Genomic DNA, 17570 nt, shown 5'->3' with positions numbered 1-17570 from the left:
AGTAAATACAATGCTTACAGAAACAGCTATACAAGTAAAGGTGCGGTTCGCACCGCTTACTCCTGGATTCTTACAACCACAATAACCAACAAGAGACTAGCCCAATTCGGGCTAGTCTCCTCTGCACAACATTATAAGAAAGTACGTGTTTAAATAAAATTGAACCGCCGTATACGGAACCGTACGTACGGTGGTGTGAGAGGTCGGAGGTTAATCACCTCCTCCTACTCGATATAGATTATTCGTCTAAATCAAATTCGCCGAGTACCCAACCTTCTTCTTTATCTCCTTTGCCGACAAAGACGACGAAGTTATAACCATCAGAAGGTAAGATTGCAGGTAATTGAGGCAAGATTGGACTCGCATCAATTGTGAAGTTGTGTTCGCCTGCGTCATGAGCACCTGCTTGAGCAATGACGGCTCCAGCTGATAATCCTGAGTCGTAGATCGCAAAATCGACGTACTCAATATCGTAATTGAATCCAAGTGTGACATCGAAAATGCCTTGGTCTAATGTGAAGTCACCATGAGCCATAAGGTCGTCAATTTCGAATACATCATATGGATCTTGGACGAATAGGACAGTAGGGATTTCGATTGTTTCGTTATCTTCTTTCAACGTAATCAATCCCTCATAATATCCGCCATCAAGTTTTCCAGCATCGACTTGAACGTTCATGTTCACTTTTTGCGTACCGCCAGCTTTAACGTTTAAGTTATTGCTCGTCATCACTTTGATGTGGTCATTACCATCAAATAAGGTCACGTCCATATCGTAACGTTTACGCTCATTGGATAGGTTTTCGATTTCAAAGTGTTGGCGTTCAACTTCTTTACCATTGTCTTTTTCAAATGTACCGAATGAATATGAACCTGGTGCCATCAGTGTATCAGTCGTAATTGCATCAGGAACACGGATACTACCAGCACCTTGGGTATTGTTCGGGTAGCGCTCACCACTTAAATCTTCGAGTGGTTCAGCTGTGTTCATTAGGGCACCTTTCACTTCATCGACATCCCAGTCTTCATGTGCTTGAACAACTAATGCTGCTGCCCCTGCGACATGAGGAGCTGCCATACTTGTACCAGACATCGCCGCATAGGCATGTGGCATGGCACCATTATGGGTTGGAACAGTACTAATGACATTAACCCCAGGTGCACTAACATCAGGTTTAATCATCCAAGTATCTGTTACAGGGCCTCGTGAAGAGAAGTCTGCGATGGTCTCACCTGATAAGCCATCTTCTTCAATATTGAATGTGATTGTTTTCTCTCCAGATTCTACTGAATCAACTAAAGCAGCACCGTCAGCCTTAGACATTTTAATGGTAGGTAAAGCCATACCACCGACACGTGGTTGTGTACCTTCAACATTATTATAAATTACCATTCCGACGGCACCTGCCGCGGCAACGTTTTCAGCTTTATCAACGAATGGATATTCACCACGTTCGACTAAAGCTATTTTCCCTTCTAAGTCAACTTCCGCCACTTCGTCAGCTGACCCTAATCCAGCTTGTGCTAATTCATATTCACCTTCATTCAATGCTTGAAGTGCTTCAGATGAAGGTGTACCCATCACATCTGCACTATCAGCACTTAATCCATTTACATCGATTCCGACGTTATAAAGCATATATGGCAGTTCACTTGCCCCAACAGATATAGCTTCACGGCTTGTACCTGGTGAGCCAACTGTCCAATCGCTTGGACCGCTATTACCATTTGAAGAAACAGCAACAACACCGTCTTGCATAGCGTTATCAAGTGCAAGAGACGTCGCGAAGTCTGGATCATTATTCGTATTACCTAAAGATAAATTCATGACATCGACGCCATCTTCAACGGCACGTTCAATCCCTGCGATGACGTTATCTGTAGTACCACTACCACCAGGTCCTAGCACTCGATAACCAAGTATATCAGCTTCGGGTGCAACACCTTGGATGACTCCGTTAGCGGCAATCGTTCCAGCTACGTGTGAACCATGATTAGTGACTTCACCTTGTTCAGGCTGTGTTTCTTGAGGGTCTTTATCTTGATCGACAAAGTCATAGCCCTTATAGTCACCAAAGGCATGATCAAGGTCTGGGTGTGTGTAATCGACACCTGTGTCAATAACCCCGACTGTCACACCTTCTCCTGTGTAACCAAGATCTTCCCATACATCTGGTGCACCGATATGAGGAGCAGTATCAATCATTTCAGGTGATACCTCATCTTGGCTAAAAGATTGTTCATCAACTTTTGTTACTTCGTGTTTAACGTTTGGATAAACAGCTTCAACTCCGTTAACAGCAGCGATTGCTCTAATATCGCTTTGTTTAACTTCAAGTGAAAAACCACTAAAGACGTAATCATATTCGCGGTTAACCTCACTTGATTCTGAGATTAATTGGATGCGATCAATGACAGTACCACGTTCTTCTTTTAACGTATCACGATCTACGGATGTATTTTGATGTTTACCTTCTAAGACAGAAGGAGAGGTCATTTCAACAATAACTGTAACGGCCTCATCAGACTCATAATCAAACTCACCGTGAATGGTTCCAGTCTTTTGTAGTTCGCCACTTGCTTCACTTGTGTCTTGATGTTTATTATTACCTTTGCTTTTACCTTTGCCCTTTGCTTCAGCATAATCTGTAGACATAATGAATACACTGAGAGCCAGTAAAAAGGCGGTAACCCCTAATAAAAACTTGCGCAACCTTCTCGACATTCAATTCCCTCCTAAGATTTATTGTTTCGCCATATGGCGCACAACTTAACTATTCCATAAAAGTAATTTAAATCCCTTGCGACTATATAACTAATATTTAGAAAATTTGAACAATAAATGTTTTAGCATTTGTGTGAGTGGGAATAAAAAATTGTGAGGGGAAAATCGAATAGGTCATTCGAACGTTAAATTCGGGGTGAATAGTCAATTTACACAAGGTAGTGAGAAGAGGTTGATGCTTTAGACCTAAAAAATACTCCCGCTTTATAAGCGAGAGTATCTCATAAGTTATTCCGCTTCAACCCATTCATCAGCCCACGACTGGATTTGATTAAGCGCTGGCTTAAGAGAATGGCCTTTATCCGTTAAGGAATATTCGATCCGCACAGGCGTTTCGTCGTGAACAGTGCGCGTCACCATTCCTTCTTTCTCTAAATCTTTTAGGCGTTCTGATAAAACGCGTCCACTGACGCCAATGGCGGACTCTATTTCACAAAAACGCTGAGAGCCTTCTAATAGTTGAAAAATAATTAGTGAAGTCCAGCGTTTGTTCATAATGGATAAAGCTTTTTCGAATTTCGGGCAAATCGTTTGATCCATATGCGATCACCTCTTGCTTACATTATAACCAATTTGTTGACGATTGAAAATCATTTTACTTACTTGACTTTATTAAATTATTTATGTATAGTTAGTTACATAAAGTAAGTAACATAATTTAAGGAGGCTATATTTATGGCACAAGTATCACTAGACAAAGTACACAGCTCGATTGATTTCCAAGTCAAACACATGATGGTATCTAAAGCGAAAGGTGAATTCCAAAACTTCGATGTTGAAGTAAGTGGTAATCCTAAAGATTTAGACTCAGTTAATGCGAAAGCAACTGTTTATGTAGATTCAATTGAAACAAACCAAGAAGATCGTAACGGTCACTTAAAATCAGAAGACTTTTTCGATGTAGAAAATTATCCAACGATCACTGTTCAGTCTAAATCATTTAATAAAGTAGCTGATTCAGAATATGAAATGGTTGCAGATGTTACAATTAAAGATGTAACAAATGAAGAAACGTTCAAAGTTGAAGCAAACGGTGTTGCGAAAGATCCAATGGGTGGTAACATGGTTGCTGGTTTTGATATCGAAGGTAAAATCAATCGCGAAGACTATGGTTTAACATGGAACGCACCACTTGAAACAGGTGGCGTATTAATTGGTAAAGAAGTCAAAGTTCAAGCAGCACTTGAATTTGTAATTGAAGAATAGAGTGACTTAAAGAGAGGCTACGGCCTCTCTTTTTTAATTGGTTAAATCTAATGTTATGTGGGATAGGTAGTGCTCTGCCTGGTCGCATTCATGGTTTTAGAGTCTTACTCTAGTTGATTCTAATATCATTTCTATTACATAATCAATTAAAATCACCGAAATTAAATAGTGATTAAAACGTTATTTTTAATGATTAAGTCATGCACAATCAGTCCTTTTATTTTATAATGGAATGAAGAATTAGTTTAAGGAGGGGCAGTTATGCAGAAGCAAGTTATTCAGTTTTTAAAAGATAATCGTGAACGTCATCTAGAGGAACTTCAAGATTTTTTGAAAATCCCAAGTATTAGTTCATTATCTGAACACAAGGAAGATACATTGCGCGGTGCTCAGTGGGTAGAACAAGAACTTCATAATATTGGTTTCCAAGAGGCTAAGATCATGGAAACAGACGGCCACCCAGTTGTTTATGGTGAATACATAGCAGATGGTAATGCGCCGACCGTTTTAGTTTACGGTCATTATGACGTACAACCAGTTGACCCTGTCCATTTATGGGATTCGGAGCCGTTTGAACCAACAATTCGTGATGAGAAAATTTATGCACGTGGCGCGACTGATGATAAAGGACAAGTCTTTATGCATTTGAAAGTGATGGAGGCTGTCATTAACCAAGATGATGCGCCACCTGTAAACTTCAAAGTATTAATTGAAGGTGAAGAGGAGATCGGTAGCCCAAATTTACCGAAGTTTGCGGATGAGCATGCTAATCAACTTAATGCTGACCTTGTAATTGTGTCTGATTCGGCCTTAGTTGAAAAAGGAAAACCGACAATCACGTACGGTTTGCGTGGTCTAGCAGGTATTCAAATTGATGTTGAAGGGGCGAATAGTGATCTCCATTCAGGTGAATATGGTGGAGGCGTCGTAAACCCAATTCATGCGCTTGTTAAAATCGTGGATTCGTTCCGTGATGATAATAATTTCATTCAAGTAGAAGATTTTTACCGCGATATTCCTGAATTAACGCAAGATGAGCGTGATGCGTTAGCGCGCGTGTCAGTTGATGAAGAACAGTTAAAAGATGACCTTGGTGTTCCAGCCCTAGATGGTGAAGCCGGTTATTCTTATGTTGAGCGCACCTCTGTCCGTCCAACTTTAGAAGTTAACGGTATTTATGGTGGATTCCAAGGGGAAGGCATCAAGACAGTGTTACCAAATCAAGCAACGGCTAAGATCACTTGTCGTTTGGTACCTGACCAGGATCCAGAACATATTGTTCAACAACTGACGAAACATGTTCATGCTCAGGCTCCAGTGGGTGTGAATGTGAGTGTCACGCCATTTGATAAAGGTAAGCCATATGTGACACCATTTGATCATCCTGTTATCCAGAAAGCGGCTCAAGCCTACGAAACGGTTTATCAAAATGATACGGCTTATGTTCGTGGAGGAGGATCGATTCCGATTGTAGCTGAATTGGATCGTATCTTAAATGTGCCCGTGGTGTTAATGGGCTTTGGTTTACCAGATGAAAACCTACACGCACCAAATGAACATTTCCACTTAGAAAACTTCGACCAAGGTATGGAAACACTCGTCCATTACATGTATTTGTTAGGTGAACAATAAGAAGAAAGCTCGGCCAGAATCCTGGCCGAGCTTTCTTTATTAAATGGGGGAAAAAATTTGTCTACTTTACAACTTTCATGATTAAACTTAAGATCGCAACAAAGATCAGTGCACCAACAATGGCAGGGAATACAGCAATCCCCATGACTTCTGGGCCAATTGTTCCAAATAGATTATGACCAATCCAAGCGCCAACAAAGCCACTCACGATATTTCCGATAATTCCACCAGGTGTGCCACCAATCAGCATACCTCCAATCCAACCGATTAGGCCGCCGACAATAATAAATAATATGAGTTCTAACATCTGAAAAGCACTCCTTTCTTCTTTTATTCAAACATTACCCTTTTTTAATGTTCTATTAAACATTAAGGATTTAGATGCAAAATGACGTAAATTTTATGACGTTAAAGCGTTTATCTTTTTATGAGTGTGCTTGTTAGTTTTTAAGCGTCTTTATATACTGAAAATTAAGAAAATATAAAAAGGGGTGTTTGAATGCGACGCACAGCTGAACCGTATAAAATAAAGGCGGTCGAACCACTGACGATGCTTAACCGCGAAGAACGAGAGGAAGCGTTGAAACGAGCAGGTTACAATACATTTTTACTTGATAGTGAAGATGTTTATATTGACTTGTTAACAGATAGCGGTACGAATGCGATGAGCGATAAACAGTGGGGCGCGCTGATGATGGGTGATGAGGCCTACGCCGGAAGTAAAAGTTGGTACAAGCTAGAACATGCGGTGCAAGATTTATTTGGCTATGATTATGTGATTCCGACCCATCAAGGTCGCGGGGCTGAGAATTTATTATCACAGATGAAAATTCAGCCTGGAGATTACGTTCCTGGTAACATGTACTTTACGACAACTCGTGCTCACCAAGAAATGAATGGTGGTACATTTGTAGATGTCATTATTGATGAGGCACATGATCCTTCAGCTGAGCTTGATTTTAAAGGTAATGTGGATCTTGTGAAATTAGAAGAATTAATTGATGAGGTCGGAGCTGATAAAATCCCTTATGTCTGTGTCGCTGTGACGGTCAACATGGCAGGGGGCCAACCAGTTAGCTTAGCGAATTTGAAAGAGACTTATACCTTATGCCAAGAGCATGGAATTGACGTTATGTTCGATGCGACCCGTTGCGTTGAAAATGCTTATTTCATCCAAGAAAGAGAAGAGGGCCAACAAAACCGCCCGATTAAAGATATTGTCCGTGACATGTTCAAATTCTCTGATGGCTGCACCATGAGTGGTAAGAAGGATCCGCTAGTTAATATTGGTGGTTTCCTAGCGATGAATGATTTTGATTTATATACACGAGCTCGTGAGTTAGTTGTCGTATATGAAGGGATGCCGTCTTATGGTGGAATGGCTGGTCGTGATATGGAAGCCATGGCTCAAGGGATGTACGAATCGATGGATGATGCTTATATTGAACATCGGATTAAGCAAGTCCGTTATTTAGGCGAACAATTAATGGAAGCAGGCGTTCCGATTGTCCGTCCAATTGGTGGTCATGCTGTATATTTAGATGCTAAAGCATTTTTAAGTCATTTAGACCGGGAAATGTTCCCATCACAATCACTAGCAGCAGCACTTTATCTTGATTCAGGTGTTCGTTCGATGGAGCGAGGCATTGTTTCGGCTGGGCGTAATAAAGAAACCGGGGAACATAATGTACCGAAACTAGAAATGGTAAGACTAACAATCCCTAGACGCGTCTATACCAATAGCCATATGGATGTTGTCGCTGATTCAGTGATTAATCTTTATAATAAAAGAGAACAAATCAAAGGCTTATCAATGGATTATGAACCGCCAACATTACGCTTCTTTAACGCCCGTTTTTCGCCGTTAAAAAGTATGTTAATCGCAAATGAATCGTGATTTGTTACGTTCTTTTAGCAAATAATTAATTCAAATATGATTTATGAAAAGTGTCGGTTTACCTAAGCCGACACTTTTTTATTAAATATCGCAATATTCTGAATTGACGGTTTTCACTAAATCCATCTATAATAAAAGAACAGATAGGAGAGAAGGTGAGAACATGGGCGTGTCAATGCGTGATGTGCTTAATTTTGATATTATGAATGAAGCGGTTGTTCATACTGGTGAAACAGAACTTGATCAACGCGACATTGAATGGATATCAGTCATTGAGATTCCGGTTGAAAATTTTGTTCGTAAACATGAATTTGTTCTGTCGACAGGGATTGGTTGTGAGGATCACCCCTCAATATTTCGTTCCTTTGTTCAAGATATTATTGATTCAGGGGCAACAGCCTTAATGATTGCAACTGGCCGCTATGTATCTAATATACCTCAAGAGGTGCTGAAGCTTGCCCAAGAACACGATTTCACATTAATCGAAGTCTCATGGCAAACGCGTTTCTCTGATATTATTCATCGTGTGATTCAACTCATCAATGAAGAAAATGAGTCTAATCGTAATCGAGTTGAAGCATTGCGCCAAGCGCTAGTAACGAGTGTTTTGAATGGCTGTACATTGGAGGAGTTAATGAACCAATTATATCATGCCATTGAAATTCCTGTTGCGATCAGTGACGATGAGAAGAATATTCGAGCTAATTGTGATTTTGATGCTGATGTGATTGCTGCTCTAAATGGCGAGCGTGATATAGCCGTTGAACGACTTGCTCGTCCTGATCTACCACTAACGGAGCATCCACTTTATCACCATTTAAATCAATACTTAGTCGGTGAGAAAACATGTTATGAGTTAACGATTTTCTCGAATAATAAGAAGCAAGGTTATTTGTTGGTGATGCCGAAATCTGCAGAAGAGCTAAATTGGTTTACAATGCATGCCTTAGAACACGGTTTAACAGCCTGTGCGCTATATTTTTTAACTGAAAACGCTGTAGAAAAGACAGAAATTCGTTTAAAGGATAACTTTGTCTTGCAGTTAGCAAAAGATGATACAGCCCTTGATGCTAAAATGTTGTCTAAAGGAGAATTGTTAGGGTATGACTTAACTTTACCTTATGCTTGTATTGTTGGAGATTTTCAATTAAAAGAAATTGAAACGGATTGGGATGATCACTACGATCAACCTGGGCAATCATCGTTACATAGTCTGAACTATTATGTACAGAAAGAAATAACTCATGCTAGTCAGCAACTAGAACGCAAAACAATGTCTTCATTTGATGAAGGAGAAGTCATTATATTTTTAGAAATAGACCATTCAGGGTATCAAGAGACGGTTAATCACTTTTTAGATATGGTTGAACGACGATTGCATGATCAGTTAGCTCATGTTTATTTTGCTTGGGGCATTGGTTTACACGCTAATGGGATGCGAGCATTTTATGAGAGTTATCAAGAAGCACGAACGGCCCTAGATATTCATACAGATGAAGCTGGTTTTGGTGATCGAACGTTTTTTGAAGAGACGAAAGTCAATCGCTTGTTAATGAATGTGGCTGATAACGAGGCTCTAATTGACATGGTACGGGAAACAGTGAATCCTTTAATTGAGTATGATCGTAAACGACAAACGGACTTAATTCATACCTTTATGACCTATCAGAAGTTTAAAGGAAATGTCAGCCAAACATCACGAGCCCTTAATTTACATCGCCAATCGTTATTATATCGTTTGCGTAATATTGAACAATTGACAGGTTTGACTCTAGTTGATGCAGATGATTCGTTTATGCTCGAATTAAGCGTCAGACTGTGGTTGCTAAAGCAATTCAAATAAGAGGAAGAATGAAAAACTTGGCGCATGCCAAGTTTTTTTATGTTCTATGGAGTTTTGAAATAAATTAGGCTACTTATTTCAAAACTCGAGCAATTTATTTCAAAAATCAAAGGATTTATCTAATAAATGATAGCGCTTTCAAAAAGTGTATAAATACTTTCCTGAAAACTTCATACACTTTGCACATTATCAAACCAGCTCTAACGGGAATACAATAAACATAACAAAACATTTAAAAAATTCAGTCAATTAAAGAAGGGAGGCGTTAATTATGTTGACGTTTGATATTTTAGAATATCAAGAACGCCTTAAGAAAACGAAAACTCGAATGGCAAAAAAAGGGGTAGACGTATTGCTGATTACGGATCCTGCCAATATGAATTATCTATCAGGGTATGATGCGTGGTCGTTTTATGTGCATCAAATGTTGATTGTCATGATAGATGAACCGCAACCAATTTGGATCGGCCGGTTAATGGATGAAAACGGAGCGAAGGCAACAACATGGATGTATGATGAACATATCATGTCTTATCCTGATTACTATGTGAATTCAGAAGTGTATCATCCTATGCAATTCATTGCTGAAATCTTAACTGAAATAGGCCATGGTAATCGCAGAATCGGCGTTGAGATGGATCAATACTATTTCTCAGCTAAAGCTTATATAACATTACTTCAAAAATTACCGAATGCGACCTTTATCGATGCAACTTCACTCGTCAATTGGGTTCGTATCGTTAAATCAGATCAAGAACTAGAATATATGCGACGAGCAGGACAAATTTCAGAGAGAGCGATGCAGGCAGGAATTCATGCGATTCATACAGGAGCAAGAGAAAACGATGCCGCTGCTGCGATTTATTATGAATTAATCAAAGGAACTGAAGAATTTGGAGGCGATTATCCATCGATTGTGCCGATGATCCCGACAGGTGAAAATACGTCTTCACCCCATTTAACGTGGTTTGATCGTTATTTTGAGGAAGGTAATGCCGTTATTATAGAATTATCTGGTTGTTATGAACGCTATCATGCACCATTAGCACGGACAGTTTCGGTTGGTCATGCATCCGATCGTTTAGAACGATTAAATCAGATTGTCCAAGAAGGAATTGAAAATGTGCTCGAACGTGCCAAACCAGGTGTTTATCTAGAAGAATTGGAAGAAGCTTGGCGAGAATCAACCCGTCGTTATGGCATTGAAAAAGAGTCACGTCTTGGTTATGCAGTCGGATTGAATTACCCACCCGACTGGGGAGAGCACACGGCAAGTATCCGTAAAGGTGATAAGACGGTACTTGAACCGAATATGACGTTTCACTTTATCCCAGGGTTATGGTTCGATTCAGATGGGATCGAAATGAGCGAATCCTTTGTTGTGACCAATCAAGGCGCAGAATTGCTGACGAATTATTCGCGCGAGTTAATCGTAACGAGCCCATATCACTTTCCGACTAATAGCCAAGGCATTATAAGTTAAACTTAATCCATGGTGATCAAGCGGGTGGCGGCTTTGACACAATGTGAGGTCGCCTTTTTATGAATACATTGAGGAGGGGTTATCATGACAGAATTCAAACCAGCTACAAAAGCTCTATGGTCAGGTGAGAAAGAGCAGTTGTCATACGGTGCAACGCAAGTACCCGTAGTACACAGTGTTTCATTTGGATATGATGATATGGATGAATGGAATGCAATTGCAACTGGTAAGCAAGAAGGCCATGTGTATGGTCGTAATACTAACCCAACGACGCAAGCTTTTGAAGATAAAGTGAAAGATTTAGAAGGAGCAGAAGCAGCAACGGCTTTTGCGACAGGTATGGCAGCTATATCTGGAACTCTAAATGCATTTGTACGTCCTGGTGATCGTGTCGTCACGGTCAAAGATACTTACGGTGGCACTAATAAAATTTTTACGGAATTCTTACCTAATACTGGCGTTGAGGTTGTCTTTTGCGAAACTGGTGATCATGAAGAGATGAAACGAGAAATTGCCAAGGGTTGTAAACTTGTTTATTTAGAATCACCGACAAATCCAACGTTAAAACTGATTGATATAGAGCGTATGGCAAAAGCAGGTCATGATGTAGGAGCCCTTGTTGTTATTGATGGCACTTTTGCATCGCCAGTCAATCAAAATCCACTCGATTTTGGTGTGGATATTGTCTTGCATAGTGCGACGAAATATCTTGGAGGTCACTCAGATGCATTAGGTGGTATAGTCTGCGGATCGCAGCATTTGATCGACCAAGTGTATCATTACCGTGAAATTAACGGAGCAACATTAAATCCGCAAGCAGCATACTTTTTATTACGAGGAATGAAAACACTCCATTTACGATTAGAAAGACAGAATCAGAATGCGATGCAAGTCGCTAAGTATTTGCAGTCAGTTGAGTGGGTAGAAGATGTTTTTTATCCTGGATTAGAGAGCCACACAGGTCATGACATCGCTAAAAAACAGATGAAAGGTTTCGGCGGTATGCTTAGCTTTTCCGTGAAAGGTGGTTTAGATACAGTGTACCAACTGTTACCTCATTTAAAATTAGCTAAGCGTGCAGCAAGTCTTGGTTGTGTTCAAACCATCGTCGGACCACCTGCTTTAACGAGTCATGTCGAATGTACACCAGAAGAACGTGCCGCAATGGGCATTCCTGAAGGTTTAATAAGATATAGTGCAGGTATTGAAGATATTGATGACTTAATTCAAGACTTAGAGCAAGCTTTTGCAAAATTACCTAAAGAGGCTTTAAGCAAATAATTTTTAAGAGGTTGGTTTTCTACACAATCAAAATTTCGCTATGATTAAGTCCGTTATTAAATTGTAATCCGCTATCGGTGGACGCTTTCCGCAGGCACGGCTCGAGCCTCCTCGGCTGCTAAAGGAACTTCGGCTAAATACCGGACGTCAATCACAAACGCCGAAGTGACCCACATCCTGTGTGCCTCTGGGGGTCTCGAGACTCGTGCTATTCCTGTGACGGCCCGGACGGCCTAATGTCGACGTTGGTCACAGGACGTGACCGAACTTAGTCGACCAGGAGTCGCCACCTTCGCTACTTACAATTTAACAACTCAGTGCTAAATTAGTTGAAAACAAGAACCAATCTTTAACAAATCCAAAATCATAAGTACTTTTTTAGGTGAGAAGGACATTTAAAAACAATGCCTTCTCATTTTAATGATTTTATTGAATAGACATGCTTCTTTTTCCAAAATCCACCCAGTATCATCTCCTGACAAGCGCACAAGCTATAAATGCAACAGAGAAGAAAGGAGGTATGCTAAAGATGCGAGTAACGAAGTGGTTGATCGGTGTAATGGCAATTATGCTTTTATTAACGGCTTGCCAAGAAGAGTCTGAACCGAATGATAATGTCAATGATGGTACAAACATGACCGATATTGGATTCACAGGTGATGGGAACGGTAATAATCAGGCAGATCGCGACACGTCAGACAATCGTAACGACGCCAATCGTTTTCAATATGAAAATAATCAAGACGGGAATCAACGTGGTGACGGTAATCGTTTCGTCCCATTTAATTTCTTTGATCGTGAAGGTAATCCTGATCCTGGTCAAACCGAAGAAGGTCAACGTGGACAAGATAACACGAATCGTCAACAGAACGGCCAAGGACAAGGTGAAAATGATCGCGGTCAACAAGGCCAACAAAATGGTCAAGAACAAGGTCAAAATGAAGCACGAAATAATGAAACAAATAATGGTCAAGAATCAGGCGATGTGACGACAAATCAGTCAATGGTTGATGAAGTGATTCGATTGACGAATGCAAAACGAGAAGAGAATGGTTTGAGTCCACTTAAACATGATTCAGAAGTGACGGATGTAGCTCAACGTAAATCGGTTGATATGGCTGATCAGAACTATTTCAGTCACCAATCACCGACATACGGGTCACCATTCGATATGCTTGACCAATTTAATGTATCTTATACCGCTGCAGGAGAGAATATTGCAGCTGGACAATCAACAGCTGAAAAAGTCGTTAATAGCTGGATGAATAGTAAAGGGCACCGTGAAAACATTCTAAATGATGCCTTTACTCATATTGGTATTGGCTATGAAGATAGTGGTCGTATGAATCCTTATTGGACACAAATGTTTATTGCTAAATAAAAAAAGCACGTGTTTCCGAATATGAAGGAAACACGTGCTTATTTAACATTTAAAAACTTCTGCTTTAAGTCAGGTGTCGGCATCATACATGATTCTTGCTCACCAAATATACGTTTACGATTATTGGCAACGAAGTCATAGCCTACATCACGAACCTGTTTAGGGAGCCATTTGAGTAAGCTTAAATTTTGGTAAGGTCGGCCTAACTCCTCAGCAATGACTAAAACAGCATCAGACTTTACATAGAGTTGTTTGTTTCGAATGACAATAATACTGTCTAAATCGGCTGATCCAGTATCGTCTAAGACACGTCTACCTAAATCACTTTGAAGCGGAGCAAAGCGAAGTGAATCCTGATGATCACGTTCAATCAACCATTGAACAATACCATTACATAAGTTACAAACGCCATCAAAGAAAATAACGGTTTTCATATTAGCATCCTTCATCACCACATGGGTTCTTCTTCATCTGATAATTCAAATATAAAAGGCGTTAGTAATAATAACGCACTTACCATGACGCCTGCGATTAAAAATACATAGGGTAATGGCAGATTAATGCTGTTCGAAAAAATGATGATGATCATGCCGACTAGGGTAAAATACATGGACTTCTTACGACTTGCTGCAGAGTAATATTGCCGCGTCCCGCAATTTGGGCAATCACGGCCAACACGAGCATTCCAACTAAACGGCATAGCTTCTTTATATTTGAACTTATAGCCACAACTTGCACACGAGAACATCGAAATCACCTCAATAATCTGTATTGCTTTTCCCTTTATGATATCATAGACCTTAGAAAATGTCGTAACAGAAGGGTGATGAGATGACGCATATCTTAGTTGTTGAAGATGAAGCTAAAATCGCGCGTGTTTTACAGTTGGAATTAGAATTTGAAGGGTATGGGATCACGACTGTTGCCACTGGCTATGATGCCCTTGAAATCATGCGTGACAAAACATTTGACCTCATTTTACTTGATATTATGCTACCTGAGATGAGTGGATTAGATATTTTAAAACGTTATCGAAAGCATAACCAAACGACACCTGTCATTATGTTGACGGCTAAAGACACAGTTGAAGATAAAGTGACGGGACTGGATAGCGGAGCGCAGGATTACGTCACCAAACCCTTTCAAATCGAAGAATTGCTCGCACGAATCAGGGCACATCTACGTTCTATGGAAATAGAAGATGATGGTGATTGGTTGAACTTTCCGCCTCTTCATTTAAATGTATCAACACGTGATGTCATTCGTGGGGATCGAACGATTGAATTAACACCTAAGGAATTTGACTTGCTTGTATTACTTCTTCGGCATCCAAGACAAGTGTTGTCGCGTGAGCAAATTTTAAATGCTGTTTGGGGATATGATTTCGTTGGTGACACGAATGTTGTCGACGTTTATGTCCGTTACTTACGTAAGAAAGTTGATCAAGAAGACGAGTCACCTCTTATCCATACAGTCAGAGGTGTCGGCTACGTGCTAAAGGATCCGTATGAAACTACGTAATAAAATTTTTGTCGCGACAACCGGGTTGTTTATTGTATTACTTATTGCCTTCTCTGTTGCTATTTATGTATTATTTGCTGAGGAAGCTTATGACCGAGAGTTAAATCGTTTAGATCAAGAAGCACAAGCGATGACTTCCAACGTTCATGATCTTAATTCTTCTGTACAAACGGAAGATCTATTGCGTGCTTATGTCCCATCAAATGGGGCAATTCGAGTCGTTAATCAATCATTTGAAATGATGACGTCCGTTACAGCGAATAGACAAGTTGGTTTATATCGAGCTTCATTACCAGAAAAGGAAGGGCGCGTCGTTACTCGATTAAACGATGTCGATGGATCAACTGTTTCATTCGTGCAACAACCCATCATTTGGAATGAAGGTGATGTTGTTTACGTCCAAATGGTTGAACGATTAGATGCTTTGGATGAAACGTTGGCGAATCTGCAATTAGTGATTTTACTCGTTGCTTTAATTGCAATTGTGCCAGTTGTCATCTCTGGTAAACTCGTTGCTGACTTGGTTTTAGAACCGATTCAGTCGCTAATTCAGACAATGAATCGGATTAAAGAGAATGAAACGTTTCAAGAAATTTCTCTTCCTAAACGCTCTAAAGACGAATTGTTTACTATGAGCCAAACATTCAATGACATGATTCGCTTGCTAAAAGCTAACTTCGAAAAGCAAGAACAATTTGTCTCGAATGCGTCTCATGAATTAAGGACACCGATTACTGTCATCGAATCTTATGCCAATTTAGTGAAAAGGCGAGGGTACGAACGGATAGAAGTGGTAGAAGAAGCAATCGAAGCGATCCATAGTGAAGCTAGGAGAATGCGTGATTTAACAGAACAATTATTACTTCTGGCTAAACGTGATCAAGATTGGCAGCTAAACACGTCTAAAGTACATCTCGACGCTTTAGTACAAGATGTAGCTAATCACATGCATCAAGCTTATGAACGGACAGTATTTGTTGATGCCTTACCTACTACTCGTTATACAGATGAAGGGAAACTCAAACAATTACTGTATATTTTATTAGATAATGCCCTTAAATATAGTGATTCATCAGTTGAACTGACGCTAGATTATGTCGATGAAAAACCTGTCATTACAGTTCGCGATTATGGCGTAGGAATTCCAAGTGTTCAACAAGAACAAATCTTTGAACGATTTTATCGCGTCGATGAATCAAGACAACGAGCGACTGGTGGCAGTGGTTTAGGTTTAGCCTTAGCTAAAGAACTTGCTGATGTCTTAGATGCATCGCTTGATCTAACAAGCACACCTGGTGAAGGAACCACCGTCAAAGTCATTCTCTAACCATTTGATTTATTAAATAACTCGCTCGATTTATTTAATAATTAGAAGAAGTTTACTCATAAATTCGTGGATTTATCTCAAATTTGAGAATTTATTTCAAAACCACCTGAAGTTATTTAATAAATTAGAGGATTTATCTAATAAATAGAGAGACTAATTAAATAAATGCTGGATGGATGAAAGCTAAAATTTTTATGTTTTAATCTTATTTTAATCTCTGTTCGTTATCATTAGACTTAGCAAACTAAAGTTTAGGGTGAAAAAAATGAGACGTCGTAGTGGACTTTGGATTATAGTAGGTGTGATGGTAACTGGGTTGTTATTTTTGTTAGCCCAATCAGTTATTTTTTCCGATGAAACGGCATTGTTGTCTAAACAGGATGCCGAGAATCGTTTAGCAGAACAGGTCGATGGTGATATCACTTTTAAATCTGAGTCATCGAATGACTTCATATTTGAAATAACCAGAGAACAGGGGGTCTACCATGCCACAGTAAGTGGTAAAGATGGCTCGATTATTGATTTAACACGGGAAGCAACAATTGAAAATGATGAAAAGACAACCAGTCAATCAAATCAGGAAAATTCATCAAATCAAGGTTCTAATCAGACCGAACAAAACGACGATGAAAACAATTCTGAGTCAAACAATGACCAAGACTCCACCCAGAATGTTGATGAAAATAATCCTGACAATGAAAAAGAAAATAACACTGAAGATGAACCAACACGCCTAAGTACAGATGAAGTGACTAATCAAATCAATCAAGAGTTTGAGGGAGAAATTACTTCAATCGAATTGGATGATGATTCTGATATTTTTACGTTAGTAATCGAACATGAATTGACTCGAACTCAACTTGAAGTGGATGCATTGACAGGTGAGATTATCGCTCGTGAAACAGAAGATACTACACCAGAACTTGCCGTTACTGAAGAAGAGGCAACGACCATTGCATTAGAACAAGTGCAAGATGATGGGGAAGTGGCCAATGTTCAGTTACAAGAAATCGATGGAATTATTTATTATATCGTGACCATCAATGCTACAGAAGAAGAACAAGCGATCGTTGAGATTAACGGTTTCTCGGGCAATGTAGAAACTGTGACGTGGTCAGAACGAAATGATACCTCCTCAGAAGAAAAAGAAAATGAAAATAATCAGAATGAAGAAGAGGAATCGGATTAATCCGATTCCTCTTCGCTTTCACCTG

General features: G+C 39.7%; 15 protein-coding genes. 10 read left to right on the top strand and 5 right to left on the bottom strand.

Annotation, left to right across the window (positions count from 1 at the left end; translation table 11 throughout):
* Positions 1–238 precede the first annotated feature (238 nt).
* Together FHR85_RS13165 and FHR85_RS13160 are read right to left on the bottom strand one after the other, a co-directional pair.
* On the bottom strand, positions 239–2725 hold the full coding sequence (locus FHR85_RS13165) for a S8 family serine peptidase (protein WP_279588366.1): 2487 nt from the start codon (positions 2723–2725) through the stop codon (positions 239–241).
* 288 nt (positions 2726–3013) lie between these two features.
* Positions 3014–3325 (bottom strand): winged helix-turn-helix transcriptional regulator, encoded by a 312-nt coding sequence (locus tag FHR85_RS13160; protein ID WP_167264026.1) that lies wholly within the window; start codon positions 3323–3325, stop codon positions 3014–3016.
* Positions 3326–3460: 135 nt separating this feature from the next.
* Here FHR85_RS13160 and FHR85_RS13155 point away from each other — a divergent pair, with 135 nt between their 5' ends.
* On the top strand, positions 3461–3991 hold the full coding sequence (locus tag FHR85_RS13155) for a YceI family protein (protein ID WP_167264024.1): 531 nt from the start codon (positions 3461–3463) through the stop codon (positions 3989–3991).
* Between the two features lie 261 nt (positions 3992–4252).
* Entirely contained in the window at positions 4253–5623 is a 1371-nt protein-coding gene (locus tag FHR85_RS13150) for a dipeptidase (protein ID WP_167264023.1), read from the top strand.
* Between the two features lie 61 nt (positions 5624–5684).
* On the opposite strand, the gene FHR85_RS13145 is transcribed toward FHR85_RS13150, so the two are convergent.
* A complete protein-coding gene (locus FHR85_RS13145) occupies positions 5685–5930 on the bottom strand; it encodes a GlsB/YeaQ/YmgE family stress response membrane protein (protein ID WP_167264021.1) in 246 nt (81 codons plus the stop codon).
* A gap of 192 nt (positions 5931–6122) precedes the next feature.
* On the opposite strand from FHR85_RS13145, the gene FHR85_RS13140 reads away from it, so the two are divergent.
* The 5 genes from FHR85_RS13140 to FHR85_RS13120 all read left to right on the top strand — a co-directional run bounded on the left by FHR85_RS13140 (position 6123) and on the right by FHR85_RS13120 (position 13508).
* Complete coding sequence (locus FHR85_RS13140) at positions 6123–7520, top strand: tyrosine phenol-lyase (protein ID WP_167264019.1); 1398 nt, start codon at positions 6123–6125, stop codon at positions 7518–7520.
* 163 nt (positions 7521–7683) lie between these two features.
* Complete coding sequence (locus FHR85_RS13135) at positions 7684–9363, top strand: PucR family transcriptional regulator (protein WP_167264016.1); 1680 nt, start codon at positions 7684–7686, stop codon at positions 9361–9363.
* A gap of 271 nt (positions 9364–9634) precedes the next feature.
* A complete protein-coding gene (locus FHR85_RS13130; protein WP_208379694.1) occupies positions 9635–10846 on the top strand; it encodes a M24 family metallopeptidase in 1212 nt (403 codons plus the stop codon).
* An 84-nt stretch (positions 10847–10930) separates the two neighbouring features.
* On the top strand, positions 10931–12127 hold the full coding sequence (locus FHR85_RS13125) for a cystathionine gamma-synthase family protein (protein WP_167264014.1): 1197 nt from the start codon (positions 10931–10933) through the stop codon (positions 12125–12127).
* Positions 12128–12656: 529 nt separating this feature from the next.
* Entirely contained in the window at positions 12657–13508 is an 852-nt protein-coding gene (locus FHR85_RS13120) for a CAP domain-containing protein (RefSeq protein ID WP_243864253.1), read from the top strand.
* Between the two features lie 38 nt (positions 13509–13546).
* Here FHR85_RS13120 and FHR85_RS13115 read toward each other — a convergent pair whose 3' ends face one another.
* Both FHR85_RS13115 and FHR85_RS13110 read right to left on the bottom strand, forming a co-directional pair.
* Positions 13547–13942: a thiol-disulfide oxidoreductase DCC family protein gene (locus tag FHR85_RS13115; protein WP_167264012.1), complete on the bottom strand. Its 396-nt coding sequence runs from the start codon at positions 13940–13942 to the stop codon at positions 13547–13549.
* A 14-nt stretch (positions 13943–13956) separates the two neighbouring features.
* Entirely contained in the window at positions 13957–14256 is a 300-nt protein-coding gene (locus FHR85_RS13110; RefSeq protein ID WP_167264011.1) for a TIGR04104 family putative zinc finger protein, read from the bottom strand.
* Positions 14257–14339: 83 nt separating this feature from the next.
* Here FHR85_RS13110 and FHR85_RS13105 point away from each other — a divergent pair, with 83 nt between their 5' ends.
* From FHR85_RS13105 to FHR85_RS13095, 3 genes are all read left to right on the top strand, one after another.
* Entirely contained in the window at positions 14340–15029 is a 690-nt protein-coding gene (locus FHR85_RS13105; protein ID WP_167264010.1) for a response regulator transcription factor, read from the top strand.
* Positions 15016–16356, top strand: a complete 1341-nt coding sequence (locus FHR85_RS13100; RefSeq protein WP_167264009.1) for a sensor histidine kinase — start codon at positions 15016–15018, stop codon at positions 16354–16356. The genes FHR85_RS13105 and FHR85_RS13100 overlap by 14 nt, the downstream gene beginning before the upstream one ends.
* A gap of 265 nt (positions 16357–16621) precedes the next feature.
* A complete protein-coding gene (locus FHR85_RS13095) occupies positions 16622–17545 on the top strand; it encodes a PepSY domain-containing protein (protein WP_167264008.1) in 924 nt (307 codons plus the stop codon).
* Positions 17546–17570 lie beyond the last annotated feature (25 nt).

The sequence above is a fragment of the Alkalibacillus almallahensis genome (assembly GCF_011761495.1).
In the GTDB taxonomy this organism is placed as follows: domain Bacteria; phylum Bacillota; class Bacilli; order Bacillales; family Alkalibacillaceae; genus Alkalibacillus; species Alkalibacillus almallahensis.
The sequence above is the reverse complement of the archived record's forward strand: the minus strand, read 5'-3'. Positions and strand labels throughout refer to the sequence as shown.